The 15768-nt window shown below is 64.0% G+C and carries 14 protein-coding genes; 7 read left to right on the top strand and 7 right to left on the bottom strand.

The genetic code is table 11. The features are described 5' to 3' along the window. The first annotated feature begins 41 nt into the window (after window positions 1-41). Entirely contained in the window at window positions 42-1022 is a 981-nt protein-coding gene (locus NP503_RS09930; protein WP_127270184.1) for a GlxA family transcriptional regulator, read from the top strand. A gap of 63 nt (window positions 1023-1085) precedes the next feature. On the opposite strand, the gene NP503_RS09925 is transcribed toward NP503_RS09930, so the two are convergent. From NP503_RS09925 to xylA, 3 genes are all read right to left on the bottom strand, one after another. After that, window positions 1086-1295 (bottom strand): hypothetical protein, encoded by a 210-nt coding sequence (locus NP503_RS09925; RefSeq protein WP_127270186.1) that lies wholly within the window; start codon window positions 1293-1295, stop codon window positions 1086-1088. Window positions 1296-1472: 177 nt separating this feature from the next. Further along, a complete protein-coding gene (locus NP503_RS09920; protein WP_127270188.1) occupies window positions 1473-1949 on the bottom strand; it encodes a GNAT family N-acetyltransferase in 477 nt (158 codons plus the stop codon). A gap of 252 nt (window positions 1950-2201) precedes the next feature. Continuing rightward, window positions 2202-3527 carry a xylose isomerase gene (gene xylA / locus NP503_RS09915; RefSeq protein ID WP_127269940.1) on the bottom strand — a complete coding sequence of 442 codons (1326 nt, stop codon included), beginning with the start codon at window positions 3525-3527 and terminating at the stop codon, window positions 2202-2204. Window positions 3528-3638: 111 nt separating this feature from the next. On the opposite strand from xylA, the gene NP503_RS09910 reads away from it, so the two are divergent. Beyond that, window positions 3639-4001: a nuclear transport factor 2 family protein gene (locus NP503_RS09910; protein ID WP_127269938.1), complete on the top strand. Its 363-nt coding sequence runs from the start codon at window positions 3639-3641 to the stop codon at window positions 3999-4001. Between the two features lie 197 nt (window positions 4002-4198). Here NP503_RS09910 and xylB read toward each other — a convergent pair whose 3' ends face one another. After that, on the bottom strand, window positions 4199-5650 hold the full coding sequence (xylB, locus tag NP503_RS09905; RefSeq protein ID WP_127270191.1) for a xylulokinase: 1452 nt from the start codon (window positions 5648-5650) through the stop codon (window positions 4199-4201). Between the two features lie 82 nt (window positions 5651-5732). Then, a complete protein-coding gene (locus NP503_RS09900) occupies window positions 5733-7055 on the bottom strand; it encodes a tetratricopeptide repeat protein (protein WP_127270193.1) in 1323 nt (440 codons plus the stop codon). A 225-nt stretch (window positions 7056-7280) separates the two neighbouring features. Between NP503_RS09900 and NP503_RS09895 the strand changes: the two genes are divergently transcribed. Next, complete coding sequence (locus tag NP503_RS09895; protein ID WP_127270195.1) at window positions 7281-10070, top strand: autotransporter outer membrane beta-barrel domain-containing protein; 2790 nt, start codon at window positions 7281-7283, stop codon at window positions 10068-10070. A gap of 52 nt (window positions 10071-10122) precedes the next feature. Here the strand turns inward: NP503_RS09895 and NP503_RS09890 are convergent, their stop codons facing one another. Next, entirely contained in the window at window positions 10123-10746 is a 624-nt protein-coding gene (locus NP503_RS09890) for a LysE family translocator (protein ID WP_127270197.1), read from the bottom strand. A 96-nt stretch (window positions 10747-10842) separates the two neighbouring features. Then, entirely contained in the window at window positions 10843-10965 is a 123-nt protein-coding gene (locus tag NP503_RS09885) for a hypothetical protein (protein ID WP_127270199.1), read from the bottom strand. Between the two features lie 224 nt (window positions 10966-11189). On the opposite strand from NP503_RS09885, the gene NP503_RS09880 reads away from it, so the two are divergent. From NP503_RS09880 to NP503_RS09865, 4 genes are all read left to right on the top strand, one after another. Beyond that, a complete protein-coding gene (locus NP503_RS09880) occupies window positions 11190-11957 on the top strand; it encodes a L,D-transpeptidase (protein ID WP_127270201.1) in 768 nt (255 codons plus the stop codon). A 100-nt stretch (window positions 11958-12057) separates the two neighbouring features. Beyond that, the gene (locus NP503_RS09875; protein WP_127270203.1) at window positions 12058-13224 is read left to right on the top strand and encodes a diphosphate--fructose-6-phosphate 1-phosphotransferase; all 1167 of its coding nucleotides are present in this window, start codon (window positions 12058-12060) and stop codon (window positions 13222-13224) included. A 35-nt stretch (window positions 13225-13259) separates the two neighbouring features. Continuing rightward, window positions 13260-13979: an MBL fold metallo-hydrolase gene (locus NP503_RS09870; protein WP_127270210.1), complete on the top strand. Its 720-nt coding sequence runs from the start codon at window positions 13260-13262 to the stop codon at window positions 13977-13979. A gap of 248 nt (window positions 13980-14227) precedes the next feature. After that, complete coding sequence (locus NP503_RS09865) at window positions 14228-15748, top strand: DegQ family serine endoprotease (protein ID WP_127270205.1); 1521 nt, start codon at window positions 14228-14230, stop codon at window positions 15746-15748. Window positions 15749-15768 lie beyond the last annotated feature (20 nt).

The raw sequence follows: 15768 nt of genomic DNA, 5'->3' as shown, positions 1-15768 counted from the left end.
CCCGACTTGCCGGAAACTGTTTTGCGTTTTACGAAGCTTCCATGACGAAAAGCGAAAAACCGACGATCTTTCGTGCCGAGCGTCTGCCGCTCAAGGTGACGCTGCTGGTGTTTTCCGGCTCGTCGATCATGTGCGTGGCATCCGCCGTCGATCCACTGCGCGCCGCCAACCGCATCTCCGGCGAGACCCTGTTCGATTTTCGGCTGGTCTCGGTGACCGGCGAGGCTCCGGTCACCACATGCGGCCTGCCGGTGGCGGTCGGCGGCCGCTTCGATGCGGCTGAGCCGACCGACGTTCTTGTCGTTGTCGCCGGCTTCGGCACCCAGAACTATGCAACCTCGGCTCTGTTGTCGGGCCTGCGCCGGGCCGCACGCACGGCGCGTGCTTGCGGCGGTGTCGAGGCCGGCACCTGGCTGGTGGCACGCGCCGGCCTGCTGGAAGGGCGCAGCGCCACCACCCACTGGGAGGACATGGAGGATTTTTCCTCGGCCTTCCCTGGCGTCGATGTCCGCCCGGACCGCTATGTCATCGACGGGCCAGTGTTCACCTCGGGCGGCGCGTCACCGACCTTCGACCTGATGCTGCATCTCATCCGCACGCGGCTCGGTATGGCGGTGGCGCTCGATGTCGCCAGCGTCTTCATCTACGACCAGGCTCGCGCCGCCACCGACGCACAGCCGCTGGTCTCGCTCGGCCGGCTCGACGGCTATGACCCGCGCCTTGCGCAAGCCATCCGGCTGATGGAATCGCATGTCGACCAGCCGCTGACCATCGAAGCAGTGGCCAAGCGCGCCGGCGTGACGGCACGGACGCTGGAAAGCATCTTTCGCAAATCGATCGGCGAGACGCCGGGCGCCTATTACCTCAGGCTGCGCCTCGGCGCCGCGCGCCGGCTGGTGGTCGATACGAGGGTTGCCATGGCCGATATTGCCGGGCGGACCGGGTTCTCGTCCGCCGCGGCATTTTCGAGGGCATTTTCAAGGGCTTTCGGCGAAGCGCCGGTCAGATTGCGGAGGGGTTGATGTGCATGCCGCCCAAAAGTGTGTAGCGATTTTGGGACAACGACATGCACAAAGTCGGAAAGCTCAGGCAGCGTTCTGACGGTCACTGCCGCCGTCGATCTGCGAGCGCATCTGTCTGGCAAGATGGGTCTCGAAACGGCTGGCAACGGCGCGGTCCCATTCGTTTGAGCGGCGCGTACCATCCTTCGGATGCGGCATCGCCATCAGCCGGTCGATGATCGATCCGGCCTCGCCAGGTGAGAGCAGGGCGTCGATTTCACGTTCGTTCTGCATATCGGTTCGCCTCCTTCTTCCTCTCCCGCCACGAGCCACTCTTATATGAGAAACGTGACGGCAGTTTGAAGGCAAGAGCGAGGTCATTGAAGGGCGTCGAAGGGCAAAACCGTGTCGCGGGACCGGGCCATGCGCAAAGCTGTTCCTGCGTCCCGGCAGGTCAGATCAAGGAGAGATCTACAGCCGCTTTTCGAACAGCACCGTGGTGAAGCCACTGTCCCATTCGTCGTCTGGATAGCGGTTTTTCTCGACATAGCCGACCGCCTTGTAGAGGGCTTGTGCCGGCAGGTTGAACGTGTCGGTTTCCAGCCGCGCCTGCGCCAACCCGGCGGTGCCGATTGCCTGTTCGGCATGGGAGAGCAGCTGGCGGCCGACACCTTGGCCTTGACGGGATGCCATGACGTGCAGGGCCTCGATGAAATCGGCGCGCCAATGGATCAGGCCGGCGACCTCGCCATCGATCTCGGCAACGGCGAACTCAGGCCAGCTCCGGTCGACATAGCGCCCGCCAATATCCGTCTCGACATAGCGCCGCGCCGCTGCTTCGGTGATGTTCGGCAGCCATGTGCCTTCGAACGTTTCCTGCAGCACCTGCTTCAACGCCGGAATATCGCTCGCCTGCGCCGGGCGCACGATGATTCGATCCTCTGCCATTTTCCGTCTCCCGCCAATGCATGTCGCCCAAAAGTGCCAGCGGTTTTGGGATGACGACATGCATAAAAATAAAGGCTGCCGCACGGGCTCTCTTTCGGCGACACGCGTGGCATCTTGATCTCACGCTGGCTGCCGAAGATCTGTGCGATCCTCGGCAGCCTCTCGCGAAGTGGGCTGACTAGCAGATAGCGATGGCGGCGGCTTTCAGCCAGTGGTGCCGGATGTCGGTCCAGAGATGGAGCGGCGCGCGCCTTACACGTAGCGGTTGACGATATTTTCCAGCAGTTCCTGGCGGCCGGACCTCGGCTGCGGCTCGATCCTCTTCTTGACGACACGCTCGGCGATATCCTCAAGCGTGCGCTTGCCGGCGAGCATCGCCTTGCCCTCGGCCGTGTTCCAGCCGGCATAACGTTCGGCCAGCGGCGCCGATAGCGCCTTGTCCTCGACCATGCGGGCCGCGGCTTTCAGGCCACGTGCGCAAGAGTCCATGCCGCCGATATGGCCGATCAGCAGGTCCTGCGGATCGAGCGACTGGCGGCGCAGCTTGGCGTCGAAATTGGTGCCGCCGGTCTTGAAGCCGCCGGCCTGCAGGACCTGGTAGTAGGCCAGCGCCATTTCCGGCACGTTGTTGGGGAACTGGTCGGTGTCCCATCCCGACTGATAGTCGTTGCGGTTCATATCGATCGAACCGAAAATGCCGAGCGCATTGGCCAGAGCCAGTTCGTGCTCGAAGGAATGGCCGGCCAGGATGGCGTGGCCCTGCTCGATATTGACCTTGACCTCCTTCTCCAGCCCGAAGCGCTTGAGGAAGCCGTAGACCGTGGCGACATCGTAATCGTACTGATGCTTGGTCGGCTCCTGCGGCTTCGGCTCGATCAGGATCGCGCCCTTGAAGCCGATTTTGTGCTTGTAGTCGACGACCATGCTGAGGAACCGGCCGGCCTGTTCCTGCTCGCGCGCGAGGTCGGTGTTGAGCAGCGTCTCATAGCCTTCGCGCCCGCCCCACAGCACGTAGTTTTCGCCCTTCAGCCGCTTGGTGACGTCGATGCAGCTTTTTACCGTCGCCGCCGCGTAGGCAAAGACATCCGGATCGGGATTGGTGGCCGCCCCCGACATGAAGCGGCGATTGGAGAACAGATTGGCGGTGCCCCAAAGCAGCTTGACGCCGGTCTGCTTCATCTTCCCCGCGAAGTAATCGGCGATCTCGTCGAGGCGCGCGGCACTTTCGGAAAAATCCTTGCCTTCCGGCCGCACATCGGCGTCGTGGAAGCAGAAATAGGGCGCGCCGAGCAGCGAGAACATCTCGAAGGCGACGTCCGCTTTCAGCTTTGCCAGTTCCATCGTGTCGGTGCCACCTGCCTTGGGGAACCACGGCCGGTCGAAGGTCTGGCCGCCGAACGGATCGCCGCCCGGCCAGGCAAAGGAGTGCCAGTAGGCGACGGCGAAGCGCAGATGGTCTTCCAGCCGTTTGCCGGCGACGAGCTCGTCGGGATTGTAGAACCTATAGGCCAGCGGATTGGTCGAATCCGGCCCTTCATATTTGATTTTCTTGATGTCGCCGAAAAATCCGCTGCTCATGATTTCTGTCCTCTCACAAAGTTCTGCCGCCATTACCTCAGGCGTAATTGGTTTCAGGCCAGCGCCGGTTGAAAAGGGTCATGTCAAAACCGTCAATGAAGGAGACAGACCATGACCGACCTCACCAAGATCGCTGAAAACTACATCACCGCCTGGAACGAAAGCGATGCCGTCCGCCGGACCGAATTGCTCAAGGCGACCTTCACGGAAGACGTCAGCTATCGTGATCCGCTCATGCAGGGCGACGGCCATGAAGGCGTCGCGGCTCTGATCGACGGCGTGCAGCAGCGCTTTGCCGGCTTCCGGTTCTCGCTGAAGGGCACGCCGGACGGTTTTGCCGACAAGATCCGCTTCTCGTGGAATCTCGGGCCTGAGGGGACGCCATCGGTGATCGAAGGTACCGACATCGGAATCATTGAGAACGGCCGCCTGAAGAGCGTCACCGGCTTTCTCGACAAGGTGCCTGCGCAGTGAGGACTTCTGGGCGAGGCGGGTGCGAAGCGCCCCCCTCTGGCCTGCCGGCCATCTCCCCCTCAAGGGGGGAGATTGGCTGTCTTTCCCGCCATCGCTAATTATCAACCTTGCAAGACGAGTAAAGCCGTCAACGCTGCCGATCTCCCCCCTAGAGGGGGAGATGCCCGGCAGGGCAGAGGGGGGCGCCTCGCACTGAATCACGCGGTTACAGCCCTGATCGCCGGGTACAGCTCCCGGTAGCGCTGATAGGCATCGGCATAGACGCCGCCAAGCGCCGCGTCCGGTTCGATCGTCGCATCCGTCCTCGGTGCCGTACAGATTTCAAGCGGATCGGCACCCGTCGCCGCGATCAGGCCGAGCCGCGCGGCGCCAAAGGCGGCGCCGAAATCGCCGTCGGCGGGAATGTCGACAGGCAGTTGAAGCGCGGTGGCAATCGCCTTCAACCAGTAGTGCGAGCGCGAGCCGCCGCCGATCGCCGTCACCCGCGTCAAACTCGTGCCGGCCGTGGCCAGGGCTTCGAGGCTGTCGCGGAAGGCAAAGGCTACACCCTCCAGCACGGCCTGGGTCAGCACGGGACGGCTCGATTCATGCGCCAGCCCGGTGAACGCGCCGCGAATGGCGGCATCATTGTAGGGTGTGCGCTCGCCCGAGAGATAAGGCAGGAAGGACACGCCGCTCGGCGCCTTCAATGTGTCGCCGAGCTCAGTGGTCAATTCGCCGGCGCTCTTCCCGGTGATTTCGGACAGCCAGTTGAGCGAATCCGTCGCCGACAGGATGACCCCCATCTGGTGCCAGGTGTTCGGCAGGGCGTGGCAGAAGGTGTGAACCGCGCTAGCCGGGTTGGGCAGGTAGGAAGCGTTGGCGGCAAACAGCACGCCCGATGTGCCGAGCGAGACGAAAGCGTGGCCGGCGCCGACCGTGCCCATGCCGCAGGCCGAGGCCGCATTGTCGCCGGCGCCGCCGGCGATTGGAATGGCCTGGACGCCCCATTTCGAGGCCAATTCACTGCGCAGTGCGCCTGCCTTGTGCGTACCCTCGACCAGCGACGGCATCTGCTCCTCGTCGAGCGACGTCGCTGCGAGCAGGTCCGTACTCCAGCGCCGGTTGCCGACATCGAGCCAGGAGGTACCGGCAGAATCCGACATCTCCGAAATGTGTTCGCCCGAAAGCCAGAGCCGCAGGAAATCCTTGGGCAGCAGCACTTTTGCGACCTTGGCGAAGAGAGCGGGTTCGTTGTTTTTCACCCAGGCAAGTTTCGGCGCGGTGAAACCGGGAAAGACGATGTTGCCGGTCAGAGCGCGGAAGCGCGGATCGGCATCGAGCGCAGCCGCCTCGGCATGGCTGCGCGTGTCGTTCCACAGGATGCAGGGACGCAGCACCTTGTCGGCGGCGTCGAGCAGCGTGGCGCCATGCATCTGCCCGGACAGGCCAATGCCCTTGACTGCCGCGAGTTCATCCGGATGGGAGGATTTGAGCTCGGCAATTGCGTCTTCGCAGGCCCGGATCCAGTGCTCGGGATTCTGTTCCGACCAGCCGGGATGCGGCCGTGAAACATCAAGCGAACCATGGCCGGAACCGATGACGGTTTGCCCGGCATCGATCAGCAGCGCCTTGACGCCCGACGTTCCGAGATCGAGGCCCAGATACATGTCTTCCTCCCACGCCAGTTAATTTTTTCGGGTCTCGAAAAAATCTGACTTGGCCAGTTTTTAAAACAAGATCCGCTTCGGGTCAATTCTCCGACAAATCGGCGGCGCGTCGCACAAACAGCGCTGACAGCGGACTGTCGGGCCGCGCCATCGAACGCTCGGCCGTGAGCGCCCTGGCCAGCGCACCGTCACCGGCGCGCAACGCTGCCTCGATCAGCGTCAGGTCGATAACATCCCGCTGGGCGTGGCTGCCGCCGAAGCGATGGGAGATCGATCGGATCGGCCGGATCAGGCGCACGGTCTCGGCGTAATTGCCCTCACCGAATGCCTTGACGGCGAGCGTCAGCGGATGGCCGACATCCCGCGTGAAAGCCGCATTGTCGTCGCTGCCACGCATGGCCTCGCGCTGAGCCTCAAGCAAAGCGAGGGCCGGCGCATCTAACCCTGCACCGACAAAGGCCATCATCGCGTGGGCATCGTTGAAGGCATAATTGCCGGCGCCGGCCTTATGCCAATTGGCGGCGAGCGCCGCCCAGCGGTCGCCGACATCGACGCCGCCGAGGGCGAGCCGCCACAGGACTGCCGAGGCATCGACCATGTTGAGCGCCATCGTCGATTGCACGCTGTAAATGGGGCCGTCATAGAGGGCCAGCACCGCGTCGGTCTCGCCGAGATCATAGTGGAACAGCGCCAGGTGCCACCAATTGTGGACCTGCAGGAAACTCTCCCTTGTCCACGCTTCCGGGTTGGCCTGCATCCAGGCGATGCCATCCCTTTGCCGGCTCTGCATCTCCATAACATGGGCGACGGCATGCTGCGCCCAGCCGTCGCGCGGCTCGATGTCGACCGCCGCGCGGCCAAGCTGCTCGGCCCTCACATAGTCACCCATTTCCTCCAGCCCGAAGGCGTGCATGCCGAGCATGGCGTGGTAGCCGGGCATGCCGCTTTGCCAGGACGGCAGGGCGCGTGCGATGCGGTCGCGCAGCATGCGTGCATTGCCGGTGAAGAAATCGATCTGGTGGCCGACCTGCAGCGCCAGCCCGTCGCGCGGGGTCTCGATGGTGATGTCCTCGAGAATGCGGCTGGCTTGATGCCAGCGTCCGTTGGCGAGATGACCCAGGGCTGTGACATGCGCCCGCTCGCGCGTGGTCGCGGCAAGCGGCAGTGACGCCTCATGGCAAGCCTTGGCCACCGCTGTCGCCTCCCGCTCGGTGGCGAGGCCGAACAGATAGCCCTTGAAGACATGCGCCATGACGAAGCCGGGATCTTCCGCGATGGCGCGGTCGACGGAGGCTACGGGGTCGCCGATGAAGCACTGCAGTTCACGCACCGCCTGGCTGTAGGGGGTGGATCCCGCCGCCGTCGCGCCCGAAAGCGCCAGGCCGAATACGTCCCTGGTTGCCATGCGATGTCCTTTCATCGATTCGTGACAGGGCCTCGATCCTTCGGCCCAAACCGATCCTAAAGCATGGGCCACGGACACGCCAACCGCGCGCTACGCCAGATCATTTCAGTAGTCTTTGCAGTTTAGCAACCATGCGGGGCAGATTAGGCTTTGTAAAATCGAATGAATTGTGTCTTCATTACGGCGGCTGGCGGGGGCTGGAATCGCGAATCGAGGGGGGACGCGATGCGGCATATGAAGAACTCGCCTCCGAACAGTCGTTCGGGGGATGCTCAGGTGGCAGTTGCTTCGCTCCGGCGAAAGCCGCAGCCGCTACACCCGTGGCTTATTAGCATCTTCTCAACTACAGCTTTTGCGTTGCTGCCCAACTCCGCCGCGTTTGCCGCATGCGTGCTGGGTCCATCCGCTGGAAACACCGTCTACACCTGCGATAGCGGCGACTCTGGCGGCAGCCTCACCGATGCCGATGGCGACAACACGCTCAATTTTCCTGCCGGCGGCACCGGGCAGATATCAGGCAATGTCAGCTTTGGCGTCGGCACGGACCGCATCGACATGCAGTCCGGCACCATCACCGGCACCGTCGATCAGGGTGGCGGCACGGATTTTTTCACCATTGGCGCGGGGACCGTCGCCGGCAATGTCCAGCAGGGCGCCGGCATCGACGACTTCAACATGAGCGGCGGCCAGATCGGCTCGCTCAACCAGGGCGACGGCCTCGACACCTTCACCATGACCGGCGGACGCATCGTCGATTTCTTCGACGATGGCGACCGCGCCGTGATGACCGGTGGCCGCATCGGCCGCGTCAACATGAAGCTCGACCAGAATTACTTCAACATGTCCGGCGGCACCATCGACCGCAACCTCGTCACCGGCTTCGACAAGGACACGATCATCCTGTCGGGCGGCACCATCGGCGGCAACATCAGCGTCAGCGGCGGCAATGACAGTGTCACGATCACCGGGGGCACGGTCGGTGGCGATATACTGATGAGTTTTGGCGCCGACGATTTCGTCTGGAACGGTGGCGGCATCATCTATGGCGCCGTCGATCTCGGCGGCGACAACGACACCGCCAGGCTCAGCAACCTCACCAACGCCAATCTCGGTGCCACGGATGCCATATCAGGCGGCCTCGGTACCGACGCGCTGACACTGGACAACGTCAAACTGGATGGGGTCAGCCGGCTCCAGAACTGGGAGAGCATCGACGCCACCAACGACACCGAGCTGACGATGGACAGCAATCTGGTGCTCGGCGATAGCGGCACCGGCACAGGTTCGCTCAGTGTCGATGCCGCGAGCACGCTTTATGGCGGCGGCTTCAACACGGCGATCCAGGCCTTTACGGCGGGCCAGCTGGCGCAGGTCACCAATGCCGGCCGCATCGACCTGACCAATGGCAGCACCGGTGCCACCGACAGCCTGACGATTTCGGGCAACTATGTCGGCCTGGGTGGCCTGCTGCTTATCCAGACCGAGCTCGGTGACGATTCCTCCGCATCCGACAAGTTGGTCCTGTCGAGCGGAACGGCTTCCGGTTCGACCGGGATCTCCGTGGTCAATCTCGGCGGCGCGGGGGCTGCGACCACGCAGGACGGCATCATGGTCGTCCAGGCAATCAACGGCGCCACCTCGGGCGCCACGACATTCGCGCTCGACGCCCCGGTCGCCGCCGGTGCCTTTGAATATTATCTGTTCAAGGGCGGCGTCAGCGCCGGCAGCGAGGAGAACTGGTACCTGCGCTCGACGCTGAACACGCCGGCCCCTCCGGCCGCCGCCCCGCCGGCGCTGGAACCTACTGCGCCGCCGGAACCAGAGCCGCCGGCGGCCGAACCGCCGCCGCCGCCGCCTTCCGAGCTGCCGCCGACGCCGCCTCCGACCGAGGGCGACATCAACAACCCGCCGGTCGATCCGACACCGCCGGTGCAGGCCGCCGATCCGGAGCCCGAGCCGCCGCCGGCACCACCGCCGGCACCAGTTGCGGATCCGCCCCCGCCGCCACCGGTGGTGCCAACGGATGTGCCTGACCTGCCGACACCGGCGGCGGGCGAGGAGATCCTGCTCTATCGCATCGAGGTTCCGGTCTATTCCGCCTTGCCCCCGGTCGCCGAACATCTGGCGATGACGACGCTCGGCACCTTCCACGAACGGCGCGGCGAGCAGAGCCTGTTGTCGAACACCGAGCTGTCGCCGGTCTGGGGCCGCATCTTCGGTCAGGACAGCAAGATGGCGTATTCAGGAACGGTATCGCCGTCCTTCGACGGCACCCTGTTCGGCCTCCAGGCGGGCTTCGATCTGTTCGGCCGCGAAACCGCGTCGGGCCAGACCGATCGCGCCGGCCTGTTCGTCGCCTATGCCAGCATGAATGGCGACGTGCGCGGCCAGGCGCTGGGCTGGGACAATCTGTCCGTCGGCAGCATGGATATCAACGGCACCAGCGTCGGCGGCTACTGGACCCGGATCGGTCAGGGTGGCTGGTACCTGGACGGCGTCCTCATGGCCACCTTCTTCGGCGGAGACGCAACATCGTCGCGCGGCATCGGCATCGACGTCGGCGGGACCGGTGTCACCGCTTCGCTGGAAGGCGGCTATCCCATCGCGCTGGGGCAAGGCTGGACGCTTGAACCGCAGGCGCAACTGGTCTGGCAGCAACTGTCGCTCGACGATGCATCGGACCGCTTTGCTTCGGTTTCCTTTGATACCGACGGCAACGTGACCGGCCGGCTCGGCGCACGGCTGCAAGGCGAAACAACGATCAATGGCATGGCGCTGCAGCCGTACCTCAAGGCCAACATCTGGCACGATTTCGGCGGCACGAGCCATGTCAATTTCGACACCACCGATATCTCCACCGAGGGCAGATCGACCTCGTTCGAGTTCGGCGGCGGTGTGATCGCCAAGGTGACGGACAAGGTCAGCATCTTCGCCACCGGCGACTACACCACCAATCTCGGCGGCGACGAGCGTCGGATCCTCGAAGGCAATCTGGGGTTCAGCGTCAAATGGTAAGGCTGGCCATGATCCCGAAAAACAGTTTCGGGGTCATGGTCAGACAGAGAGCCTAATTGCTGGAGCGCATCGCCACCGTGGCGATGCCGGCGCCGACCAGCAGCGTGCCGCCGGTGCGGTTGAAGATGCGGATCGCCTTGGGATTGCGCACCACGTTGCGTGCGCGTGAGGCGATCAGCGCATAGCCAAAGGCATTGGCGAAGGCGAGCGCCAGGAAGGTCGTCTCGAAGATCAGCATCTGCGTCCAGAAATCGGCGTGCCGGTCGAGGAACTGCGGCAGAAAGGCGACGAAGAAGGTGATGCTTTTCGGGTTGAGCGCGGTGACCAGCCAGGCGTGCGCCATCATCTTGGCCGAGGAGACCGCGTCGGTGCGCGGTTCGGCTTTCAGCGCGCCGCCGGCGCGAAACAGTTTCACGCCGAGATAGATCAGATAGCCGGCGCCGATCAGCTTCAGGATGGTGAAGACACCAGCCGAAGCTGCCAGCAGCGCGCCGATACCCAGCATCGACAAGGTCATCGCGGTGAAGTCGCCCAGCGCCACGCCGATTGCCATCGGCAGAGCGGTACGCCAGCCCTGGCCCAGCGCGTAGGACACGACGAGAAGGATGGTCGGACCCGGAATGATGAGGAGGATCGTCGACGCGGCGGCGAAGGCGGCCCAGTTTTCGAAGGACATGCTCGTCTCCCTTGAGCTTAAAGAAGAGGATAAATCCTTAGGCCCAGGAGAATGTAAAGAGGCGATTTCCCTGACTGCGCCAGCGGCAGATCGGTGTCAGTTCGCGCCGCTCAGCGTGCTCACGATATCGGCCAGGCTGACATTGGCACCGAGAACGGTTGCCGCCGCGACAATGGCAGCGGCAAAAAGCTTGATGTCGGTTTTTAAGATCTTGCACATGGAGGCCCCTCGCTGATGGTTTGAGGAGTAGGAAACGCCGGCCCGACCGAGGTCTCTTTGTGCAGCAGCCTTCGTTCAAGCCCAGGCAAGAAGGTCGGACATCGTCAAGGCCATGCGCAAATGCAGGCTGTGCAATGTCTTCACGCTTTATCAACCATGAATGATGAAAATGCCCGCTATCCGGCCGGACCGTGCTTCCCGCCGACAGCGTAGGGTCTGGGTATATGCGTGAGTTGCCGCAAGGTCTGACGCCGCCGCGAAATGGCGACGCAATCGAAACCGATCATCATCTTTCCCGCCGCGCCATCCTGTCCGGGGCAGGGGCGCTCGCGCTGCTGAGCGCCGCCGGTTGCTCGACCTCGGGCTTGGGTCTGCCGGAGCTCGAGCTCGACGACGTCACCACGGGTTCCGTGCGGCCGATCCGGCCAAGCATCAGCGTCGACAAGAACATCACCAGCCCCGGCGTCATGTATGCCGGGCTGACCGACGGCGGCTTCAACGTGCCGGAAGTGCCATATCTGAAGGTCAAGCCGGAATTCCGCCGCCAGATCGTCGTCGACACGACAGGCGAGGCGCCCGGCACCATCGTCGTCCATCTCAAGGAGCGCATGCTCTATCTCGTCCAGCCGGGTGGCGACGCCATTCGCTACGGCGTCGGCATCGGCAAGGATGGCTTCCGCTGGTCGGGTCGCGCCAACATCCAGTACGGCAGGGAATGGCCGACCTGGACGCCGCCGCCAGAGATGATTGCCCGCAAGCCTGAACTGGTGAAATGGCAAGCCGGACAGCCCGGCGGCCTCACCAATCCGCTCGGCGCGCGTGCCCTCTACATCTACCAGGACGGCAAGGACACCGGCTATCGCATCCACGGCTCGCCCGAATGGTGGAGCATCGGCCAGGCGATGTCGTCGGGCTGCGTGCGCCTGATCAACCAGGACATCATCGACCTCTACAGCCGCGTCTCCAAGAAAAATCCGGTCGTCGTCGTCTGACGCTTATGCGGCGTGTTGGCGCCGCTCGAAACTCCCGTTGCGCGATGCGGCAAGACAGGCCAAGGTGCCTTGAAAACCATCGCGCCGGGAGAAATCAAGCATGGCTGGAACGTTTGTCATCGCGCAGGGCGGCGGCCCAACCGCCGTCATCAACCAGACGGTTGTCGGGGCGACACTGGAGATCCGCAAGCGGCATCCAGGTGCCAAGGTGCTGGGCTCAATCCATGGCGTGCGCGGCATCCGTGACGGCAATTATGTCGACCTTTCCGCCATCCCCGAGGACCGGCTGCGGCTGATTGCCGGCACGCCGAGCGCCGCCCTCGGCTCGACCCGCGACAAGCCCGACGCCGCCTATTGCGATGTCATCCTCAACGGCCTGAAGAAGGCCGGCGCCGACGCCTTCATCTATATCGGCGGCAACGACACGTCGGGTACCCAGCAGATCCTGACCGATGCCGCCGGCGGCTCAATTGCCTTCGTCCATGCGCCAAAAACCATCGACAATGATCTCGAGGAAAACGACCACACGCCGGGCTTCATTTCGGCGGCCGAGTTCGTCGCCGGCGCCTTCCTGTCGGTCGATCTCGATTTTCGTGCGCTGCCCGGCATCTATGTCGGCATCGTCATGGGCCGGCATGCCGGCTTCCTGACCGCGGCTGCCGCTGCCTGGCAGCTCGACCCCGACAGCGGCCCGCACCTCGTCTACGTGCCCGAGCGCCCATTCTCGGCCGCCGGCTTCATCGACGACGTCCGCGCCACGCTCGATCGCCACAAGCGCTGCATCGTCGCCGTTTCGGAAGGGGTCAGCACCGCCGACGGCAAGGCACTGGTCGAAAGCCTGGTGCCGCCGGACCAGCTTGAGCGCGACGCGCACGGCAACGTCAAGCTGTCGGGCAGCGACCTGCCGGCCGCACTCGAGCGCGCGTTGGCGGAAGGCCTGCCGGGCAAGCGGGCCCGCGTCGATGCGCTCGGCTACATGCCGCGCGGCTATATCGGCGCCATCAGCGCGGTCGACGCGCAGGAGGCGTTCGATGCCGGCGCTTTCGCCGTCACCGTCGCCGAACAGGGCGGCGGCTCGGTGGCCCTGCAATATGACGGCACCAGAACGGTGCTGAAGAAAGTGCCGCTCAAGAACGTCGCCGGCAAGACACGCCACATGCCGGACGATTTCATGAAGCCCGATGTCAATCAGCTGTCGGATGCCGGCATGGCCTATCTCAAGCGGCTGGTGCCGGAAAAGTACAAGGTCGGGAAGCCCTTCGTCTGATGCCGGGCTCACACTTGATGCCCGGCTCACAGGTGATGCCCGACTGGTTCAGCAGGAGCGTCGTCGACGACAAGACGACGATGCTGACCGAGCCCTTCGTCCATGCCTATGTTCGGGCCAATATCTGGCATCTGCGCGGTCGCGATGCCGACCTGCTCGTCGACACCGGCATGGGCATCTGTCCGCTGGCGCCGCAGATCGAGACGGCGGAGGGCAAGCCGCTGCTGGTCGTTGCCACCCACATCCATCTCGACCACGTCGGCTCGCTGCATGAATTCCCGTTGCGGGCCGGGCCAAGGATGAGCGCGGCTCGGTTCGAGACCATGGATGAGGCCGCGACCTACGCCTACATGTTTCATGACCTCGAGGGTGCCGTCTCGAAACCGCCGGCGCCTGGATGGAAGTCGGCCGACTACAGGATCCCGCCCGCGCCGTTGACGCGAACCCTGGACGAGGGCGATGTCGTCGATCTTGGCGACCGGCAATTTCGCGTGCTGCATTTGCCGGGCCATTCACCGGATTCGATCGCGCTGTTCGACGAGGTCGACGGCCTGTTCTTCAGCGGCGATGCCATCTATGACGCCATGCTGATCGACGACCTGCCGGATTCCGACCGAGCCGCCTATGTCAGCACGATGCGGCGCCTGCTGGACCTGCCGATCCGCATCGGTCATGGTGGACACGGACCGAGCTTCGACGGCAAGCGCATGCGCGAGATTGCCACGGCCTATCTCGAGCGAAGCGCCGGTGGCTGAGGCTCCAGCGAGACAGCAAGGTGCCGCCCGACGACTTTGCGGCCCTGCCGCCGTGCGGATATTAAATCTTCGTAAGGTCGCCCTAAAACCCTAAATCGGGCGAATCCGCGCCCTAGATGCAAGGCCGTCGATCCGGTTGGCTGCCATGTAGGCGAGACGGGCAATTGCGACCTCGACACGCCGATGACCGATTTCCCCGCACGGGAGAGGCCACGGCGCTGGATCAACTCTCGCCCGGACAAACGACCATGTCAGATATCCTTCGTAGGCATCGCGTCGCGGCCTTGCTGGGCGCTGCGCTGATCATATCCCCCTTCGTCATGTCTTTCGCCCAAGGCGAGGGCAACACCATTCCGACAACCCAGACGCCTGTCGCCGGCATCACCGCGCCCAATGGCTCGTTCGCCCCCATCGTTGCCGCCGACAAGCCGGCGGTGGTGACGGTCACCACCGTCATGAAGGCACAGCCTGAAACGATGAGCGATGCATCTCCTTTCGACGGCGGCTCGCCCTTCGATGACTATTTCCGCCAGTTCTTCGGTGACCAGGGCATGCCGACGCCCAAGACGCCGCCGCAACAGCAACCGCAGCGCGCCGAGGCGCTGGGTTCCGGCTTCATCGTCGGCGCGGATGGCACCGTCGTCACCAACAACCACGTCATCGATGGTGCTTCTTCGATCAAGGTGACGCTCGACGACGGCACCGAACTTCCGGCCAAGCTTGTCGGCCGCGATGCCAAGAACGATCTCGCCGTACTCAAGGTCAAGTCAGACAAACCCCTGCCGACCGTCAAATGGGGTGATTCCGACAAGCTCATGCCAGGCGACCAGGTGCTGGCCTTCGGCAACCCGTTCGGCATCGGCACCACCGTCACGGCAGGTATCGTCTCGGCGCGCGGCCGTGACCTGCATAGCGGCCCGTTCGACGATTTCATCCAGATCGACGCGCCGATCAACCACGGCAATTCCGGCGGTCCGCTGGTGGATGTCGCCGGCAATGTCGTGGGCATCAACACGGCGATCTATTCACCCAATGGCGGCAGCGTCGGCGTCGGCTTTGCCATTCCGTCGGATCAGGCCCAGAAGGTGGTCGCCAAGCTGATGAAGGGCGGCTCCATCCAGTACGGCTATCTCGGCGTTCAGATACAGGAGGTGACACCCGATGTCGCGAGCGCCATCGGGCTCGACCATTCCGGCGGCGCGCTGGTTTCAGAGGTCAACGACGGTTCGCCGGCGGCCAAGGCCGGCGTCGAGACGGGTGACGTCATCACCAGCTTTGCCGGGCAGGACGTGAAGGATCCCAAGGACCTGTCGCGGGCGGTCGCCGATGTCGCGCCGGGCGCCAGGGAAACGGTGGATGTCTGGCGCAAAGGCAAGCCGATGCGGATTTCCGTCGATGTCGGCCAAAACAGCGCCGATGCGAAGACCGCGTCGCTGGACGACGGGTCCGACGCGCCGAGCGCCGGGCGCGCTCCGGCGATAGGGCTCGGCTTGATGGATATAACGCCCGACATTCGCCAGCAGATGAACCTAGCCGGCAAGCAGCACGGCGCGGTGGTTGCCAGCGTCAACCCCGACAAAGCGGCCGCCGCTTCCGGAATACAGGCCGGCGACATCATCGTCGCCGTCAATCAGGTGCCGGTCAAGAACGCCAGGCAGGTAACCCAGGCGATCGCCTTGGCCGGCAAGTCCGGCAGGAAATCGGTCCTGTTGCTGGTCGAGCGTGGCGACGCTCAAATGTACATCGCGGTGCCTTTTGCCAGTGGCTGAGAACTGCTGTTGACGGGAAC

This window comes from Mesorhizobium sp. SEMIA396, assembly GCF_024518615.1.
In the GTDB taxonomy this organism is placed as follows: Bacteria; Pseudomonadota; Alphaproteobacteria; order Rhizobiales; family Rhizobiaceae; genus Mesorhizobium.
This window is presented reverse-complemented; position numbering and strand designations above follow the sequence as displayed.

Coding starts and splice junctions, on each gene's coding strand:
- xylB (WP_127270191.1), bottom strand. CDS start 5,650: ATGTATCTGGGCCTCGATCTCGGAACGTCGGGCGTCAAGGCGCTGCTG.
- NP503_RS09870 (WP_127270210.1), top strand. CDS start 13,260: ATGCCCGACTGGTTCAGCAGGAGCGTCGTCGACGACAAGACGACGATG.
- NP503_RS09880 (WP_127270201.1), top strand. CDS start 11,190: ATGCGTGAGTTGCCGCAAGGTCTGACGCCGCCGCGAAATGGCGACGCA.
- NP503_RS09895 (WP_127270195.1), top strand. CDS start 7,281: ATGCGGCATATGAAGAACTCGCCTCCGAACAGTCGTTCGGGGGATGCT.
- NP503_RS09920 (WP_127270188.1), bottom strand. CDS start 1,949: ATGGCAGAGGATCGAATCATCGTGCGCCCGGCGCAGGCGAGCGATATT.
- NP503_RS09930 (WP_127270184.1), top strand. CDS start 42: ATGACGAAAAGCGAAAAACCGACGATCTTTCGTGCCGAGCGTCTGCCG.
- xylA (WP_127269940.1), bottom strand. CDS start 3,527: ATGAGCAGCGGATTTTTCGGCGACATCAAGAAAATCAAATATGAAGGG.
- NP503_RS09890 (WP_127270197.1), bottom strand. CDS start 10,746: ATGTCCTTCGAAAACTGGGCCGCCTTCGCCGCCGCGTCGACGATCCTC.
- NP503_RS09910 (WP_127269938.1), top strand. CDS start 3,639: ATGACCGACCTCACCAAGATCGCTGAAAACTACATCACCGCCTGGAAC.
- NP503_RS09865 (WP_127270205.1), top strand. CDS start 14,228: ATGTCAGATATCCTTCGTAGGCATCGCGTCGCGGCCTTGCTGGGCGCT.
- NP503_RS09925 (WP_127270186.1), bottom strand. CDS start 1,295: ATGCAGAACGAACGTGAAATCGACGCCCTGCTCTCACCTGGCGAGGCC.
- NP503_RS09900 (WP_127270193.1), bottom strand. CDS start 7,055: ATGGCAACCAGGGACGTATTCGGCCTGGCGCTTTCGGGCGCGACGGCG.
- NP503_RS09875 (WP_127270203.1), top strand. CDS start 12,058: ATGGCTGGAACGTTTGTCATCGCGCAGGGCGGCGGCCCAACCGCCGTC.
- NP503_RS09885 (WP_127270199.1), bottom strand. CDS start 10,965: ATGTGCAAGATCTTAAAAACCGACATCAAGCTTTTTGCCGCTGCCATT.